General features: G+C 72.7%; 14 protein-coding genes. 13 read left to right on the top strand and 1 reads right to left on the bottom strand.

Going from position 1 to position 14,583, the window contains the following annotated elements; genetic code table 11:
- Window positions 1–8: 8 nt before the first annotated feature.
- The 8 genes from ACFVNO_RS29750 to ACFVNO_RS29715 all read left to right on the top strand — a co-directional run bounded on the left by ACFVNO_RS29750 (window position 9) and on the right by ACFVNO_RS29715 (window position 7,939).
- Window positions 9–770 (top strand): FtsQ-type POTRA domain-containing protein, encoded by a 762-nt coding sequence (locus tag ACFVNO_RS29750; RefSeq protein WP_355260166.1) that lies wholly within the window; start codon window positions 9–11, stop codon window positions 768–770.
- A gap of 493 nt (window positions 771–1,263) precedes the next feature.
- Window positions 1,264–2,712: a cell division protein FtsZ gene (gene ftsZ / locus ACFVNO_RS29745; protein WP_355260169.1), complete on the top strand. Its 1,449-nt coding sequence runs from the start codon at window positions 1,264–1,266 to the stop codon at window positions 2,710–2,712.
- Window positions 2,713–2,844: 132 nt separating this feature from the next.
- Complete coding sequence (gene pgeF / locus ACFVNO_RS29740) at window positions 2,845–3,570, top strand: peptidoglycan editing factor PgeF (RefSeq protein ID WP_378897529.1); 726 nt, start codon at window positions 2,845–2,847, stop codon at window positions 3,568–3,570.
- Window positions 3,571–3,621: 51 nt separating this feature from the next.
- Window positions 3,622–4,347 (top strand): YggS family pyridoxal phosphate-dependent enzyme, encoded by a 726-nt coding sequence (locus ACFVNO_RS29735; RefSeq protein ID WP_355260175.1) that lies wholly within the window; start codon window positions 3,622–3,624, stop codon window positions 4,345–4,347.
- A gap of 135 nt (window positions 4,348–4,482) precedes the next feature.
- Window positions 4,483–5,013 carry a cell division protein SepF gene (locus ACFVNO_RS29730; protein WP_220562496.1) on the top strand — a complete coding sequence of 177 codons (531 nt, stop codon included), beginning with the start codon at window positions 4,483–4,485 and terminating at the stop codon, window positions 5,011–5,013.
- 37 nt (window positions 5,014–5,050) lie between these two features.
- On the top strand, window positions 5,051–5,350 hold the full coding sequence (locus ACFVNO_RS29725; protein WP_220562495.1) for a YggT family protein: 300 nt from the start codon (window positions 5,051–5,053) through the stop codon (window positions 5,348–5,350).
- Window positions 5,351–5,481: 131 nt separating this feature from the next.
- Entirely contained in the window at window positions 5,482–6,333 is an 852-nt protein-coding gene (locus ACFVNO_RS29720; protein ID WP_220565256.1) for a DivIVA domain-containing protein, read from the top strand.
- Between the two features lie 64 nt (window positions 6,334–6,397).
- Window positions 6,398–7,939, top strand: coding sequence for a hypothetical protein (locus tag ACFVNO_RS29715; RefSeq protein ID WP_378897524.1), 1,542 nt, complete (start codon window positions 6,398–6,400; stop codon window positions 7,937–7,939).
- A gap of 62 nt (window positions 7,940–8,001) precedes the next feature.
- On the opposite strand, the gene ileS is transcribed toward ACFVNO_RS29715, so the two are convergent.
- Window positions 8,002–11,205, bottom strand: coding sequence for an isoleucine--tRNA ligase (ileS, locus tag ACFVNO_RS29710; protein WP_378897521.1), 3,204 nt, complete (start codon window positions 11,203–11,205; stop codon window positions 8,002–8,004).
- A 366-nt stretch (window positions 11,206–11,571) separates the two neighbouring features.
- On the opposite strand from ileS, the gene ACFVNO_RS29705 reads away from it, so the two are divergent.
- The 5 genes from ACFVNO_RS29705 to ACFVNO_RS29685 all read left to right on the top strand — a co-directional run bounded on the left by ACFVNO_RS29705 (window position 11,572) and on the right by ACFVNO_RS29685 (window position 14,533).
- Window positions 11,572–11,832, top strand: coding sequence for a hypothetical protein (locus tag ACFVNO_RS29705; RefSeq protein WP_220562492.1), 261 nt, complete (start codon window positions 11,572–11,574; stop codon window positions 11,830–11,832).
- An 8-nt stretch (window positions 11,833–11,840) separates the two neighbouring features.
- Window positions 11,841–12,383 (top strand): GNAT family N-acetyltransferase, encoded by a 543-nt coding sequence (locus ACFVNO_RS29700; protein ID WP_355260185.1) that lies wholly within the window; start codon window positions 11,841–11,843, stop codon window positions 12,381–12,383.
- Between the two features lie 145 nt (window positions 12,384–12,528).
- Window positions 12,529–12,939: a TraR/DksA C4-type zinc finger protein gene (locus ACFVNO_RS29695; RefSeq protein ID WP_220562491.1), complete on the top strand. Its 411-nt coding sequence runs from the start codon at window positions 12,529–12,531 to the stop codon at window positions 12,937–12,939.
- 29 nt (window positions 12,940–12,968) lie between these two features.
- Complete coding sequence (gene lspA, locus ACFVNO_RS29690; RefSeq protein ID WP_355260189.1) at window positions 12,969–13,610, top strand: signal peptidase II; 642 nt, start codon at window positions 12,969–12,971, stop codon at window positions 13,608–13,610.
- A complete protein-coding gene (locus ACFVNO_RS29685; RefSeq protein ID WP_220562489.1) occupies window positions 13,607–14,533 on the top strand; it encodes an RluA family pseudouridine synthase in 927 nt (308 codons plus the stop codon). Before lspA ends, ACFVNO_RS29685 begins: the two co-directional genes overlap by 4 nt.
- The last annotated feature ends 50 nt before the right edge of the window (window positions 14,534–14,583 follow it).

Here is a 14,583-nt window from a genome sequence, read left to right as displayed (position 1 = left end):
GGACACGGGTGAGGGCAGACCACGACGGAGCGGACGGCGGCACCGGTACCGGAACCGCGCGGCCACCCGCCGCCGCGGCGTCGCGTGAGCGGTCCGACCCCTGGAAGGTCGCCTTCGTGGCCCTCCTGGTGGTCGCCCTGGTCTGCGTCGTCACCTGGATACTCCTGGGCTCGCGCCTGCTCGTGGTGCGCGAGGTCGCCGTGAGCGGGCTGGACCGGGTCGGACGCGAGGAGGTCGTCGCCGCCGTCGACGTCCCCACCGGGACCCCCCTCATCCGGGTGGACCTGGAGGCGGGCGCCGACCGGGTCGGCGACCTCGCCCTCGTGGAGTCGGCCACGGTCACCCGGGGCTGGCCCGCCACCCTGCGGGTCGAGGTCGTCGAACGCCGGCCCCTGCTCGCGGTGCGGGTGGGGGAGGAGTACCGGCTCGTCGACCGCGACGGCGTCCGCATCGAGGACTCGCCGTCCCGGCCCGGCACCCACCCGCTGGTCCGGGTCACCGGCGAGATCGAGGGGAACGACGCCGTCCGGGCCGCCGCGGCCATCGTCGAGTCCGCCCCCGACTCGCTGCTGGCCCGCATCCGGCTCATCGACGCCACCGACCCCGACGCCATCCGGATCGAGATCAGCGAGGGCGCCGTCATCGAATGGGGGACCGCCGAGGGCACCGGCGACAAGAGCGAGATCCTGCGCGTGCTGATGCGCGAGCACCCCCCGGGGGACGGTGTCGTGTACGACCTCTCCACCCCCGACCTGGCCATCGTCCGGTGAAGCGGCGGTCAGGCCCCGGGAAAGGACGGCAAAGCCGGACGAAGCCGGACCGGCGGCCGCTTCCGGAGGGCCGGCGGCCCCCTCGGGAGGGGGTGCGGACACGACGCGGGGACATTCCAGACGCGACGCGCCGAGTCAGCACATCGCTTCCTCGTGTTATACGACGTTAGGCTGAAGCAGTCATCGGTTGCCGGTGGTGGGCGGTCGGCTTACTGTCGAGAGTCACGACCACCGTCAACAAAGTACAGAACACGCTTTTCGGGGTACGCGGGAACCGTATTTCTCCCGCCGGACCCGGGGGAGGCACAGAGCCTCCCCGGTTCGGCACCCCACGGTTCACGCGGTCCCGGGTCCCCCGCGCCGGCGTCCTGGGACGCCTCGTCGGAGAACCCGAAACGCACACTGTAGAACCGGAGCCGAACCCACCGGCCCGGCGGACACCACCGCCGGACACGGGAGGGAACGGCGTATGCGAGCGGAAAGGCCCCTCGTCGTGGCAGCACCGCAGAACTACCTCGCGGTCATCAAAGTCGTCGGTATCGGCGGCGGCGGTGTCAACGCCGTCAACCGAATGATCGAAGAGGGGCTCAAGGGCGTCGAGTTCATCGCGATCAATACCGATGCCCAGGCGCTGCTGATGAGTGACGCCGACGTCAAGCTGGACGTCGGCCGTGAACTCACCCGCGGCCTGGGAGCCGGAGCCAACCCCGACGTCGGCCGCAAGGCCGCCGAGGACCACCGGGAGGAGATCGAGGAGGTCCTCAAGGGGGCCGACATGGTCTTCGTCACCGCGGGTGAGGGCGGCGGCACCGGTACGGGCGGCGCGCCCGTGGTCGCCAACATCGCCCGATCCCTGGGGGCCCTCACCATCGGTGTGGTCACCCGCCCCTTCGGCTTCGAGGGCAAGCGGCGCGCCACCCAGGCCGAGTCGGGGATAGCGATGCTCCGTGAGGAGGTCGACACACTCATCGTGATTCCCAACGACCGGCTGCTCTCCATCTCCGACCGGCAGGTCAGCGTCCTGGACGCCTTCAAGGCGGCCGACCAGGTGCTGCTCTCCGGTGTCCAGGGCATCACCGACCTGATCACCACGCCCGGCCTCATCAACCTGGACTTCGCCGACGTCAAGTCGGTCATGTCCGGGGCCGGCTCCGCGCTCATGGGCATCGGCTCGGCGCGCGGCGACGACCGCGCGGTGGCCGCCGCGGAGATGGCCATCTCGTCCCCGCTGCTGGAGGCCAGCATCGACGGCGCCCACGGCGTCCTGCTGTCCATCCAGGGCGGCTCCGACCTGGGGCTGTTCGAGATCAACGAGGCGGCACAGCTCGTCTCCAACTCCGCGGCCCCCGAGGCCAACATCATCTTCGGCGCCGTCATCGACGACGCCCTGGGCGACGAGGTCCGGGTGACCGTCATCGCCGCGGGCTTCGACGAACCCGAGGTCACCGGGCCCGCGCTGCACCGGCGCGAGCCGGTGGACCCTCCTAAGGCCGTCGCCCCCACGGCGGGCGCCGCGACCGGCGGACAGGGGGCGTCCACGACCCCCGCCGCGGACGCGGCCGGGGCGTCGGCCGAGAAACTGCCGTGGCTCGGCGGCCGGCACAGCGCCGAGCCGGCCCGTGCGCAGCAGACCCCGCCGCCGGCCTGGGAACCGGCCCCGACGGCCCCGGCGGCCCCGGTCGAGCCCGAGCCGGTCGCGGTGACCGAGCCCGAGCCGCAGCCCGAGCCGGAACCGCAGGCCCCGGCCCACGACCGGTTCGCCGAGGCCGCGCCGGCCGAGCCCGAGCCGGCCCCGGCCCGGGAGGAGCACGCCGACGAGCCCCGGCCCGTCCACGTGGTCTCGGAGTCGGTCGCCGAACGGCGCGCCGACGTCCCCACGCCCCGGCGCCGGGTCGTGTTCGAGGAGCCGGACGACCTGGACATCCCCGACTTCCTGAAGTAGCGCGGACCGACACCCCGGTACCATCGACGTGTCAGCGGCCCCGACCCGGGTGGGCGGGGCCGTCGCCGCTCCGGGGGCCGGCGTCCACCGCGCCGTCCCGACCGGGCCGAGGGAAGGACAGCGGTCACAGGGATGGGCACCATCGTCGACCTCGGGCACGGGGTCCGTGCCGCCGTCACCGAGCGCCACGGCGGGACCAGCTCCCCGCCCTACGACTCGCTCAACATGGGCCTGGGGACGGGGGACGACCGGGAGACGGTGCTGGCCAACCGGCGCACCGCCGCGCGGAACCTCGGTTTCGACGCCGACCGCGTCGTCTGGATGGACCAGGTGCACAGCGCCGACGTCCTGGTCGCCGACGCCCCCGGCACAGTCGGGACCTGCGACGGCGTCGTCACCACCACCCCCGGCCTGGTCCTGGCCTCCCTGGCCGCCGACTGCCTGCCCGTCCTGGCGGCCGACGGCGAACGCGGCGTCCTGGGCGCCGCCCACTCCGGCCGCCTGGGCACCGCCCACGGTGTGGCCGCCAACCTCATCGCCGCCATGGCCGACCACGGCGCCCGCCCCGGGAGCACCACCGTCCTCCTCGGCCCCTCCATCTGCGGCAAGTGCTACGAGGTCCCGGCCGGGCTGCGGGACGAGACCGCCCGCGACACCCCCGAGGCCGCCTCCACCACCCGCCGGGGCACCCCCGGGGTCGACATGGTCGCCGCCGTCACCGCACAGCTGCGCCGCGCCGGGGTCACCGACATCCGGGCCGACGGCCGCTGCACCCTGGAGACACCCGAGCTGTTCTCGCACCGGGGCGGCGCCCCCACCGGGCGGTTCGCGTCGTTCGTCTGGCAGGAACAGGACTGAACCGGACCGGACCGCACGGACCGGCGAGACCGAGAGATGGATGAGGACGACGTGTCACACGACCCGGCCCGCGTCGAGCGGATCAAGGAGAACCTCGCGGCGGCCCGCGCCCGCGTCGAGGCGGCCTGCCACAAGGCCGACCGGGACCCCGCGGAGGTGTCGCTGATCGCGGTCACCAAGACCCGCCCCGCCGAGGACGTGCGCATCCTCGCCTCGCTCGGCCTGGCCGACATGGGGGAGAACCGCGACCAGGAGGCGGCCCCCAAGGCCGCCGCCACCGCAGACCTCGACCTGACCTGGCACTTCATCGGCCAGTTGCAGACCAACAAGGCCAGGTCGGTGGCCTCCTACGCCGACGTCGTCCACTCGGTGGACCGGGCGAAGCTCGCCCGCGCGCTGGGCGACCGGGCCGCGGCCGCCGGGCGCCGCCTCACCTGCCTGGTCCAGGTCAACCTCGACGACGACTCGCAGGCGGGCGTGCTGGGCCCGCGCGGCGGGGTCGACCCCGCCGACGCGGCGGAGCTGGCCGCCCGGATCGACGAGCACGAGGCGCTCGAACTCGGCGGTGTGATGGCCGTGGCACCCCGAGAGGGCGACCCTTATGAGGCTTTCGGTCGTCTTTATGAGGTCGCGTGTCTCATTCGTGATCGTTATCCTCGGGCCACGATGGTCTCCGCGGGTATGAGCGGGGACTTGGAGGCCGCGATCGAGCGTGGCGCGACACACCTTCGGCTCGGTGCGGCGTTGCTCGGCGATCGCGGGCCGATCGTGGGGTAATGTCCCCACATAGACCTTGGAACCCGTCTGTGGAGTTCGCCCGAAAGGGCGTCACACCCCGTTGCACCAGGGAAGACGGGGCGGTACGGAGGAGTCGGCTGCGGTGCAGGCCGCGGGGACGACGGAGGACATGAGATGGCCGGCGCGATGCGCAAGATGGCGGTCTACCTCGGCCTCGTGGAGGACGACCGTTACGATCACCGCTATGCGGACGAATATGATGAGTTCGATGATTTCGACGAGGGCGTGGAGGAGCACCGCGAACGCGGCGCCGACTCCCCGCACGGCGAGGGAACACGGGGCGAGGACGTGAACGACACCGGCGACCACTCGGGCACGGGTGAACGGCGCGGTGGCACGACCACGACCTCTGCCTCCACCGCCGACCTCGCGAGGATCACCACGCTCCATCCGCGCACGTACAACGAGGCGCGTACGATCGGAGAGCACTTCCGGGAGGGTACGCCGGTGATCATGAACCTGACCGAGATGGTCGACAGCGACGCCAAGCGTCTGGTCGACTTCGCGGCTGGTCTGATCTTCGGTCTGCATGGCAGTATCGAACGCGTGACCAACAAGGTGTTCCTACTGTCCCCGGCCAACGTCGAGGTGACCGCGGAAGACAAGGCGCGGATCGCTGAGCGAGGGTTCTTCAATCAGAGCTAGACCATCGGATTTGTCCAGAGATTGGGTCGAATAGACCGTGAGTATCGTCCTGTCCGTGCTGGTCATCGCGCTGCGACTGTACGTCTTCGTACTGCTCGCGCGCGTCGTGCTGGAGATGGTGCAGTCCTTCTCCAGGGACTGGCGCCCCTCGGGGTTCCTGCTCGTGATCGCCGAGATCGTGTACACGCTCACCGACCCGCCGCTGCGTTTCCTGCGCAGGTTCATCAAGCCCGTCCGGCTCGGCAGCATCGCGCTCGACCTGAGCGTCCTGGTGCTGTTCCTGGGCCTGTCGATCGCCGCGAGCCTGCTGGGAAGCCTGGCACTCTCGGTCGCCTAGAGCAGGCGTCGGGGGCGAAAAAAGTCGCCCCCGATTCCGTTATGTGGTCTTGGTCATGATCCGGATTGCCGTAAGGTCACGATCAGGTAGCGTCCCTACGGATGGACTCCAAGCGCGCCAAGGAGACGAACATGCCGCTGACACCCGCTGATGTGCGGAACAAGCAGTTCAGCACGACCCGGCTCCGGCCGGGCTACGACGAAGAAGAGGTCGATGCCTTTCTCGACGAGGTCGAGTCCGAGCTGGACCGGCTGATCCAGGAGAACGAGGAACTGCGCGGCAAGCTCGCCGAGTGCCTGCGCGGCAAGGTGCCCAACGCCGGGATGCAGGACTTCCAGCAGCCCCAGGAGCAGCCCGAGCCGCCCCGCCCCGAGCCCGTCCAGCCGCCTCAGGCCGTCGTCGAGCCCCAGCCCCAGGCGCCCGCCCCCATGCACATGGGCATGGGCGGCGAGGAGAACATGGACACGGCCGCCCGCGTCCTGGCCCTGGCCCAGCAGACCGCCGACCAGGCCATCTCCGACGCCCGCCGCGAGGCCGACGAGACCCTGGGCCGCGCCCGCCACGAGTCCGAGGACATCCTCGGCAAGGCCCGCCGCCAGGCGGAGCAGATCATCGGCGAGGCCCGCGTCCGCTCGGAGAACCTCGACCGGGACGCCCAGGAGCGCCACCGCCAGGTCATGGGCAGCCTCGTCCAGCAGCGCGAGGAGCTGGAGCACAAGGTCAACGTGCTCAAGGACTTCGAGCGCGAGTACCGCAGCCGCCTGAAGGACTACTTCGAGCGCCAGCTGCGCGAGCTGGAGGAGGGCGCGGGCATCGAGCAGCCGAACCCGAACACCACGGGCGGCTTCCAGACGATGGCCCCGCCGACCGGTCCCACCCCGGCGCTGCAGCACGGCGGCCCCGGCGGCAACCCCTTCGGCCAGCCCGAGCCCGTCCAGCACGGCGGTTTCCACCCGGGCGAGGCCCCGCACGAGCGTCGCTGACCCCGGTCGGCGGTAGGCTCCACAACTGAAGACTCCGGCAACGTGTAAAGGTCCTGGTCGACCCGTGATCCTCAGCGTCCTCGCATCCGTCGCGGTGCTGGCGGCCATCGCCGTCATCGTGGCAGCCCTGGTGTTCGCCGAGACCACCCTGGTGTTCATCGCCCTGGGGTTGGCCGGCGTGAGTGTGCTGCTCCTGGTGGGCGCCCTCATCCAGGGGAGGACCCGAGTGGATCGAACGGACGGTTTGGGGAAGTCGTCCGTTCCCGCGGCCGTGCACGTGGCGCCGGAGCACTCCGGGCGCGTACCCGCACCGGCTCCCGAGCCGGTGCGGGAACCCCGCGCCTGGACGGAGGACTCCGGACCGGGGGAGCCGGAGTACGATCTGCCGCGCTGGCAGACACCCACGGCCCGTGAGTGGCCGGAACCGGACACGGTGGCGCCTGCCCCCGCCCCGTCCGCCTCCACCGCGGTCGAGCACGGCTCCCGCGAAGAGCAGGCACCCGCCCCTGTCGACCCCCGGCCCGCCCACCGCCCCTTCGAGGACGCGCGGGACCCGGCCCCCGAGCCCGCGGCCACGCGGGCCGAAGCCCCCGAGGATTCCCACGACGACGCCGGGCTCTCCTGGTTCGACCGGCGCGAGTCCGCCGCCGAGGAGGCGGAGGAGCAGGTCGTTCCGGCCCCCGCCTCCGGGACCGGCGATGAAGCCGGGGCGGAGCTCTCCTGGTTCAACAGGCGTGAGACCGCGACGGCCGATGACGACGCCGAGGCGCCCGGGGAGCAGGAGACCGCCGCCCCCGAAGCCGAGGACACCCGGCCCGTACGGGACACGGGCGACGCGGCCGATGACGCGCAGGAGCCGGTCGTCCAGACCGCCGCCTCCGGGACCGGCGATGACACCGGGGCCGAGCGCGAGCGTGCCGCGGACGAGGAGGACGACGAGGCCGTCTCCGAGCCCTCGTGGTCCGACCGGCGCGAGGACGCCGACGACGCGGACGACGTGCACGGGGCGGAGGAGCCCGGCGCGCCCGTCGCGGACTCCGTTGAGACCGGTGAGGTCGACGAGGCCGCCGCCGAGCCGGACACCGACTCCGCTGTCCGCGACACCGAGGACTCCGACGCGGCCGAACCGGCGCGCGACGAGGCGGCGGAGGCGGACGACGACCTCCGGACGCCGGCGGAGGACGCCGCCGACGGCTCTCCGCGGGGCGACGGGGACACCGGCGCCGGAGAGATCGCGGAGCGCGGGGACGCGGCCGAGGAGCCCGAGCCCTTCTCCTACAGCATCCCGCAGCGCGACGGGGACGCGCGGGACTCCGAGGCGCAGGAGGCCGGGGAGGCCGCCGCGGCGGACGCCGAGGACTCCGACGACGCCGACCGGCCGCGTGAGGACGCGGCGGAGGACGCCGGCGACGGCTCTCCGCGGGGCGACGGGGACACCGGCGCCGGGGAGTCCGCGGAGCGCGGGGACGCGCCCGAGGAGCCCGAGTCCTTCTCCTACAGCATCCCGCAGCGCGGCGACGACACCGAGACCACGGCCGTGTTCACCTACCGCAGGCCCCAGGACAACGAGGATCCCGACGCCACGGCGGCCTTCACCCGCGACTGACACCCGGCGACAACGACGACGGGCGCCGCCCCCACCGGGGGGACGGCGCCCGTCTCGTTCGGTCAGGCCCTGCGGAAGCCGAAGGCCACCCCGAACTCCTCCGACTCGGTGCGGTGCAGGTCCGCGCCGATCTCGCCCGCGGTGAACGCGTCCGCCAGCACCTCGCCGGCGATGGCCGCGGCGTGCTCGTCCAGCGCCTGCGCGGTGGACTCGTCGGTGGCCGCCCACCACACGTGGATGCGGTCCGACACGTCCAGGCCGCTCTGCTTGCGGGCCTCCTGGAGCATGCGCACCATCTCGCGGGCCAGGCCCGCGCGGCGCAGCTCCGGCGTCAGCTCCAGGTCCAGGGCCACGGTCTCGCCCGCACCCGAGGCGACCGCCCAGCCCTCGCGCGGCTGCTCGGTGACCAGCACCTCGTCGGCGCTGACCTCCACCGGCTCGTCCTCGACCCGGACCTGCGCCCACCCGGTGTCGCGCACCTGGCGCACCAGCTCCGCCGGGTCCGCCGCCCCGATCGCCCGGGCGACCAGCGGGGTCCGCTTGGCGAACCGCTTGCCCAGCGCCCGGAAGTTCGGCTTGACCAGGTAGTCCACCAGGTCGCCGCCGACCGTCGACAGCGACTCCAGCGACGCCACGTTCAGCTCGTCGGCGATCTGCTCCCGCAGCTGCGCGGGCAGGTCCGCGAACCCGGCGGCGCCCACCAGGGCCCGCGCCAGCGGCTGGCGGGTGCGCACCGCCGAGTCCACCCGGGCCGAGCGGCCCAGCTCCACCAGGCGGCGGGTCAGCGCCATGTGCGCCGACAGCTCCGGGTCGACCAGGTCCTCGCGGACCTCGGGCCACGAGGCCAGGTGCACCGACTCCGGGGCGTCGGGCCGGCGCAGCGCCGTCCACACGTGGTCGGTCAGGAACGGCACCACCGGCGCCATCAGCAGCGTCACGGTCTCCAGGGCCTCGAACAGCGTCGCGAACGCCGCCGCGCCCTCGGGGGTGTCCGCGCCGCCCCAGAACCGGCGGCGCGACCGGCGCACGTACCAGTTCGAGACGTCGTCGACGAACGCCGTCAGGCGGCGGCCCGCCGTCGTCGTGTCGAAGGCCTCCAGGGCCTCGGTGACGTCCCGCACGACCTCGTTGAGCTCCGACAGCAGCCACCGGTCCAGCAGCGGCCGGTCCTGCGGGGCCGGGGCGTCGGCCAGCCGGGAGTGGTCCCAGCCCTCGCCGGCGTTGGCGTACAGGGTGAAGAACGACACGGTGCTGTAGTACGTCAGCAGCACCTTGCGGACGATCTCCTCCAGTGCGGCGTGCCCCACCCGGCGGGCGGTCCACGGCGAACCGCTGGCCAGCATGAACCACCGCAGCGCGTCGGCGCCGTGCCGGTCCATCACCGGGATGGGCTCCATGACGTTGCCCAGGTGCTTGCTCATCTTGCGGCCGTCCTCGGCGAGGATGTGGCCGAGCACCACCACGTTCTCGAACGCGTTGCGGTCGTGCACCAGCGTGTTGACCGCCAGCAGCGAGTAGAACCAGCCGCGGGTCTGGTCGATCGCCTCGGAGATGTACTGCGCCGGGAAGTTCTCCCGGAACACCTCCGCGTTGACGTGCGGGGCGCCCCACTGGGCGAACGGCATCGACCCCGAGTCGAACCAGGCGTCGATCACCTCGGGCACCCGCCGGGCCACCCGCTGCTCCTCGGGCAGGGACGGGTCGGCGTCCGGGTCGGGGATGACGATGTCGTCCACGAACGGCCGGTGCGGGTCGAGGTTCGACAGGTCCTCGCCGCTGAGCTCGCTCAGCTCCGCCAGCGAGCCTACGCAGATCTGCCGCCCGTCGGGGAACTCCCAGACCGGCAGCGGGGTGCCCCAGTAGCGGTTGCGCGACAGCGCCCAGTCGACGTTGTTGCGCAGCCACTCGCCGAAGCGGCCCTCCTTGACGTTCTCCGGCACCCAGTTGGTGGCCTGGTTCTGCGCCAGCAGCTCGTCCTTGACCGCGGTGGTGCGGATGTACCAGGACGGCACCGCGTAGTACAGCAGCGCCGTGTGGCAGCGCCAGCAGTGCGGGTAGGAGTGCTCGTAGGCCAGGTGCCGGAACAGCAGGCCCCGGTCCTTGAGGTCGCGCACCAGCGTCTTGTCGGCGTCCTTGAAGAACACCCCGCCGACCAGGTCCAGGTCGGCCTCGAAGGTGCCGTCCGGGCGGACGGGGTTCACCATCGGCAGCCCGTAGGCGCGGCACACCGCCATGTCGTCGGCGCCGAACGCGGGCGACTGGTGCACCAGGCCGGTGCCGTCCTCGACGGTCACGTAGTCGGCGAGCACCACGTAGTGGGCGGGCTCGTCGAAGGCCACCAGGTCGAAGGGGCGCTGGTAGGTCCAGCGCTCCATCTCGTCGCCCTCGAAGGACTCCCCGGTCAGCTCCCAGCCCTCGCCCAGGACCTTCTCGAACAGCGGCCGGGCCAGCACCAGGCGCTCGTTCCCGTCGGTGGCCACCACGTACTCCACGTCGGGGTGGACCGCCACCGCCGTGTTGGACACCAGGGTCCACGGGGTGGTCGTCCACACCAGCAGCGAGGTGGGGTGCTCGGGCGAGGCCAGCGGCCCGGACGTCACCGGGAACCGCACGTACACCGACGGGTCGGTGACGGTCTCGTAGCCCTGGGCCAGCTCGTGGTCGGACAGGGTGGTGCCGCAGCGCGGGCAGTAGGGGCTGATCCGGAAGTCGCGGACCAGCAGGCCCTTGTCCCAGATCTGCTTGAGCGCCCACCACACCGACTCCACGTACTGGGGGTCCATGGTGCGGTAGGCGTCGTCCATGTTCACCCAGTAGCCCATGCGCTCGGTCATCGCGGTGAACGCGTCGACGTTGCGCAGCACGGACTCACGGCAGCGGGCGTTGAACTCGGCGATGCCGAAGGACTCGATGTCCTTCTTGCCGGACAGGCCCAGCTCCTTCTCCACGGCCACCTCGACGGGCAGGCCGTGGCAGTCCCACCCGGCCTTGCGGTCGACGTGGTAGCCGCGCATGGTGCGGAAGCGCGGGAAGACGTCCTTGAACGCGCGGGCCTCGACGTGGTGCACGCCGGGCTGGCCGTTGGCGGTGGGGGGACCCTCGTAGAAGACCCAGTTGGGGCCGCCTCGGGTCTGGTCGAGGGAGCGCTGGAAGACGTTCTCCTTCGACCAGCGGTCGAGGATCTCGCGCTCCATCGCGGGCAGGTCGATCTGCGCGGGCAGCTGGGGGAGTGCGCGGGACGCGCTCGGCCGGGACTCGTTGGCCACCGTCGTACCTTTCCATCAGGGTCGTTCCTGACGGAGGGACGAGGCCGGGGCCCCGCGGTACCACCCTCCTTGGACGCCGCCGGTCCGGTCCGCGCGAGGGCGGCCGGGACGGGTCCCACTTCGTTCACGTCTGCCGGTTCTACTGGGGGCGTCGGCCCTGTTCTTCCGGCGGTTCCGGGGTGATCTTCGTGCCGGTCGTACCCCCGGGCTCCCACCGCCCCCGGGTCGCTCGGACGCATCGACCGCTTCTAAGCTGTGTCCGTCCGGTCGGGGCCGGCACTACTCGTCCCCATCGACACCTGGGCACAGGATAACGCAGCGCGGGGGCGGCGCCCCGCGCTTTTTCGACGGGGAGGGCGGAGGCGGGTGGCGGAGAACGTGCGCGGAACCGTCCTGGTGACGCTTGCGGACCGGGACGACGCCGAGGAGCTGGCCGAACAGCTCCTGGAGCAGGGCTACGAACCGTGCCTGGTGCACCGGGACATGCTGGCGGGGGAGGACGACGCCGAGGACGCCGACTGGGTGATCGAGGTGCGCACCGGCCCGCACGGCGGCCCGGCGGTGTTCGACGAACCCCACCTGGCGGCGCTGGCCGAGGACTACGGCGGCTTCGCCGCCGCCGAGTGACCGCCGCCATGGGCCCCGTGCGCGTCCGCCGGGCGGTCCCCGCCGACGCCCCGGCCATCGCGGCCGTCAACGTCGCCTCCTGGCACGCCGCCTACCGCGGCCTCATCGCCCGGGAGCACTTGGAGAGCCTGGACACCGACCGCCTGGCCGGGATCTGGGCGGGGCGGCTGCGCGGCCACCTGGTCCGCCCGGGCGCGGGATGCCTGGTGGCCGAACCGGCCGAGGGGCCGGGCGGCATCGTCGCCTACGCCGGGTTCGCCCCGGCCGCCGACCCCGACGACGCCGACCGCACCGTCACCGACCTGGAGACCTTCTACTCGCTGCCCGAGGTGTGGGGCACCGGCGTCAACCGCCGCCTGTGGGAGGAGACCCTGGCCGCCATGACCGCCGGCGGCACCGGCCACGGCGTCCTGTGGGTGCTGGAGGGCAACGCCCGCGCCCGCCGCTTCTACGCCGCCGCCGGGTGGCGTGACACCGGCGCGGTCACCCCCACCCCGCTGCTGGGCGGGGCGCTGGTGGTGCCCGCGGTGCTGTACCGGCGCGACCTGTGAGGACGTGCGACGCCGGCGCCCGGGTCGTTGCCAAGGGGGCGGGGCTCGCCTAGGCTTCCCGGCACCACTCGCGGCTCCGTCCACGGGGGTGATCCCGCAGGTCGGCGGGGTACGGGCGGGGGCGCACGGTCGGGAGGTAAGTGCGATGAAGGCCACCGAGGCGGCGGATCTGCCGGTACTGCCCGGCGAGGAGCCGTGGACCCGGCAGGAGCTCGCGGGGGTCCGCGAACGCCTGGAAGACGACATCGCCGCCGCGCGCAGGGAGATCCGCCAGGTCGAGGAGCAGGTCGCCGAGCGGCTGGAGGACCCCGTGGACGGGGCCGGGGACGACCCCGCCGATACCGGGGCCAAGGCCTTCCAACGCGAACACGAGTTGGCGTTGGCCTACAATACTCGTGACCTGCTCGCCGCGAGCGAGCGGGCGATCGAACGGATGGACGCGGGAACCTACGGGGTCTGCGACTCATGCGGACGGCCCATCGGCAAGGAGCGCCTCCAGGCGTTCCCGCGGGCCACCCTGTGCGTCTCCTGCAAACAGCGCGAGGAGCGTCGCTGACTGAGGTAGAGCCCTCCGGGGACAGCAACATGACCACCGCCCGCACACCGGGGGGCCGCCGGCGGCGCTACCTGCTGCTGGTGCTCGTCGCGCTCGCCGCCATCGGCGTGGACCTCCTCACGAAGGAATGGGTCCTGGCCGCCTTCCAGGAGGGCGAGCGGCTCGACGTCATCGGCGAGATCGTGCAGTTCACGCTGGTGTACAACACCGGCGCCGCGTTCTCCATGGGCACCGACCACACCTGGGTGTTCACCACCATCGCCAGCGTCGTCGTCCTCGTCATCGCCTACATCGGGCTGCGGGTGCGCAGCGTCTGGTGGGCCGTGACCCTGGGCCTGATGATGGGCGGGGCCGCCGGGAACCTCGTGGACCGGATCTTCCGCGAACCCGAGCCGTTCCACGGCGCCGTCGTGGACTTCATCAAGGTGATGGACTTCCCGGTGTTCAACATCGCCGACTCCTGCGTGGTGGTCGGCGCCTGCCTGGTCGTCCTGCTGACCTTCAAGGGCGTGGAGCTGGACGGCAGCATCGTCTCCGACGACAAGGACGGCGACAGGGCCGGCGGCGGGGCGCGGGACACCGCGACCGCGGCCGGGGGCTCCGCCGAGGGCCGGACCGGGGACGACACCGCCCCCGGCGACGACACCACCACCGAAGGGAAGGGCCAGTGAGCGACACCCGCAGCCTGCCCGTGCCCGACGGGCTGGAGGGCGACCGGCTCGACTCGGCGATCGCCCGCATGTTCGGGCTGTCCCGCACCCGTGCGGCCGAGCTCATCGTGGACGGCAGCGTCCTGGTCGACGGCTCCGAGGCGGGCAAGTCCGACCGCGTCCGCGCCGGCGCCTGGCTGGAGATCACCCTGCCGCCGCCGCCCACCGCCCCCGTGCCGCGCCCCGAGCCCGTCCCGGGCATGCGGATCGTGCACGAGGACGCCGACATCATCGTGGTCGACAAGCCCGTCGGGGTCGTCGCCCACCCCACCGTCGGCTGGACCGGCCCCAGCGTCCTGGAGGGCCTGCTGGCCGCCGGGATCCAGGTGGCCACCAGCGGCGCCGCCGAGCGCCAGGGCATCGTGCACCGCCTGGACGCCAACACCACCGGGCTCATGGTGGTCGCCAAGAGCGAGACCGCCTACAGCGTCCTCAAGCGCGCCTTCAAGGAGCGCACGGTGGACAAGCGCTACCACACCCTCGTCCAGGGCCACCCCGACCCGCTGCGCGGCACCGTCGACGCGCCCATCGACCGCCACCCGGCGGGCGACGGCCGCTGGGCCGTGGTCGCGGGCGGGCGCCCCTCGGTGACCCACTACGACACCCAGGAGGCGTTCCGGGCCGCCAGCCTGCTGGAGATCAAGCTGGAGACCGGGCGCACCCACCAGATCCGGGTGCACATGTCGGCGCTGCGCCACCCGTGCGTGGGCGACATGCTCTACGGGGCCGACCCCACGCTCGCCGAGCGCCTGGGGGTGCGCCGCCAGTGGCTGCACGCGGTGCGGCTCGGGTTCGACCACCCCACCGAGCACCGGCCGGTGGAGTTCTCCAGCCCCTACCCGGAGGACCTGGAGCGGGCCGTGGAGATGCTGCGCGAGGACTGAGCCGCCCCGGTTCCCCGGCCGGTGCGGGCACCGGGCCGGGCGGGGCCGGA

Origin of the sequence: Nocardiopsis sp. NPDC057823, from assembly GCF_042797335.1 — a bacterium.
GTDB classification, from domain to species: Bacteria; Actinomycetota; Actinomycetes; order Streptosporangiales; family Streptosporangiaceae; genus Nocardiopsis; species Nocardiopsis changdeensis.
Note: the sequence above shows the minus strand (reverse complement) of the source record. Positions and strands in the feature narration are given on the sequence as shown.

Bases quoted from the DNA above. Each gene is read 5' to 3' on its own strand.
- pgeF (WP_378897529.1), top strand. From the start codon at position 2,845: ATGGGCACCATCGTCGACCTCGGGCACGGGGTCCGTGCCGCCGTCACC.
- ACFVNO_RS29730 (WP_220562496.1), top strand. From the start codon at position 4,483: ATGGCCGGCGCGATGCGCAAGATGGCGGTCTACCTCGGCCTCGTGGAG.
- ACFVNO_RS29720 (WP_220565256.1), top strand. From the start codon at position 5,482: ATGCCGCTGACACCCGCTGATGTGCGGAACAAGCAGTTCAGCACGACC.
- ACFVNO_RS29700 (WP_355260185.1), top strand. From the start codon at position 11,841: ATGGGCCCCGTGCGCGTCCGCCGGGCGGTCCCCGCCGACGCCCCGGCC.
- ACFVNO_RS29695 (WP_220562491.1), top strand. From the start codon at position 12,529: ATGAAGGCCACCGAGGCGGCGGATCTGCCGGTACTGCCCGGCGAGGAG.
- lspA (WP_355260189.1), top strand. From the start codon at position 12,969: ATGACCACCGCCCGCACACCGGGGGGCCGCCGGCGGCGCTACCTGCTG.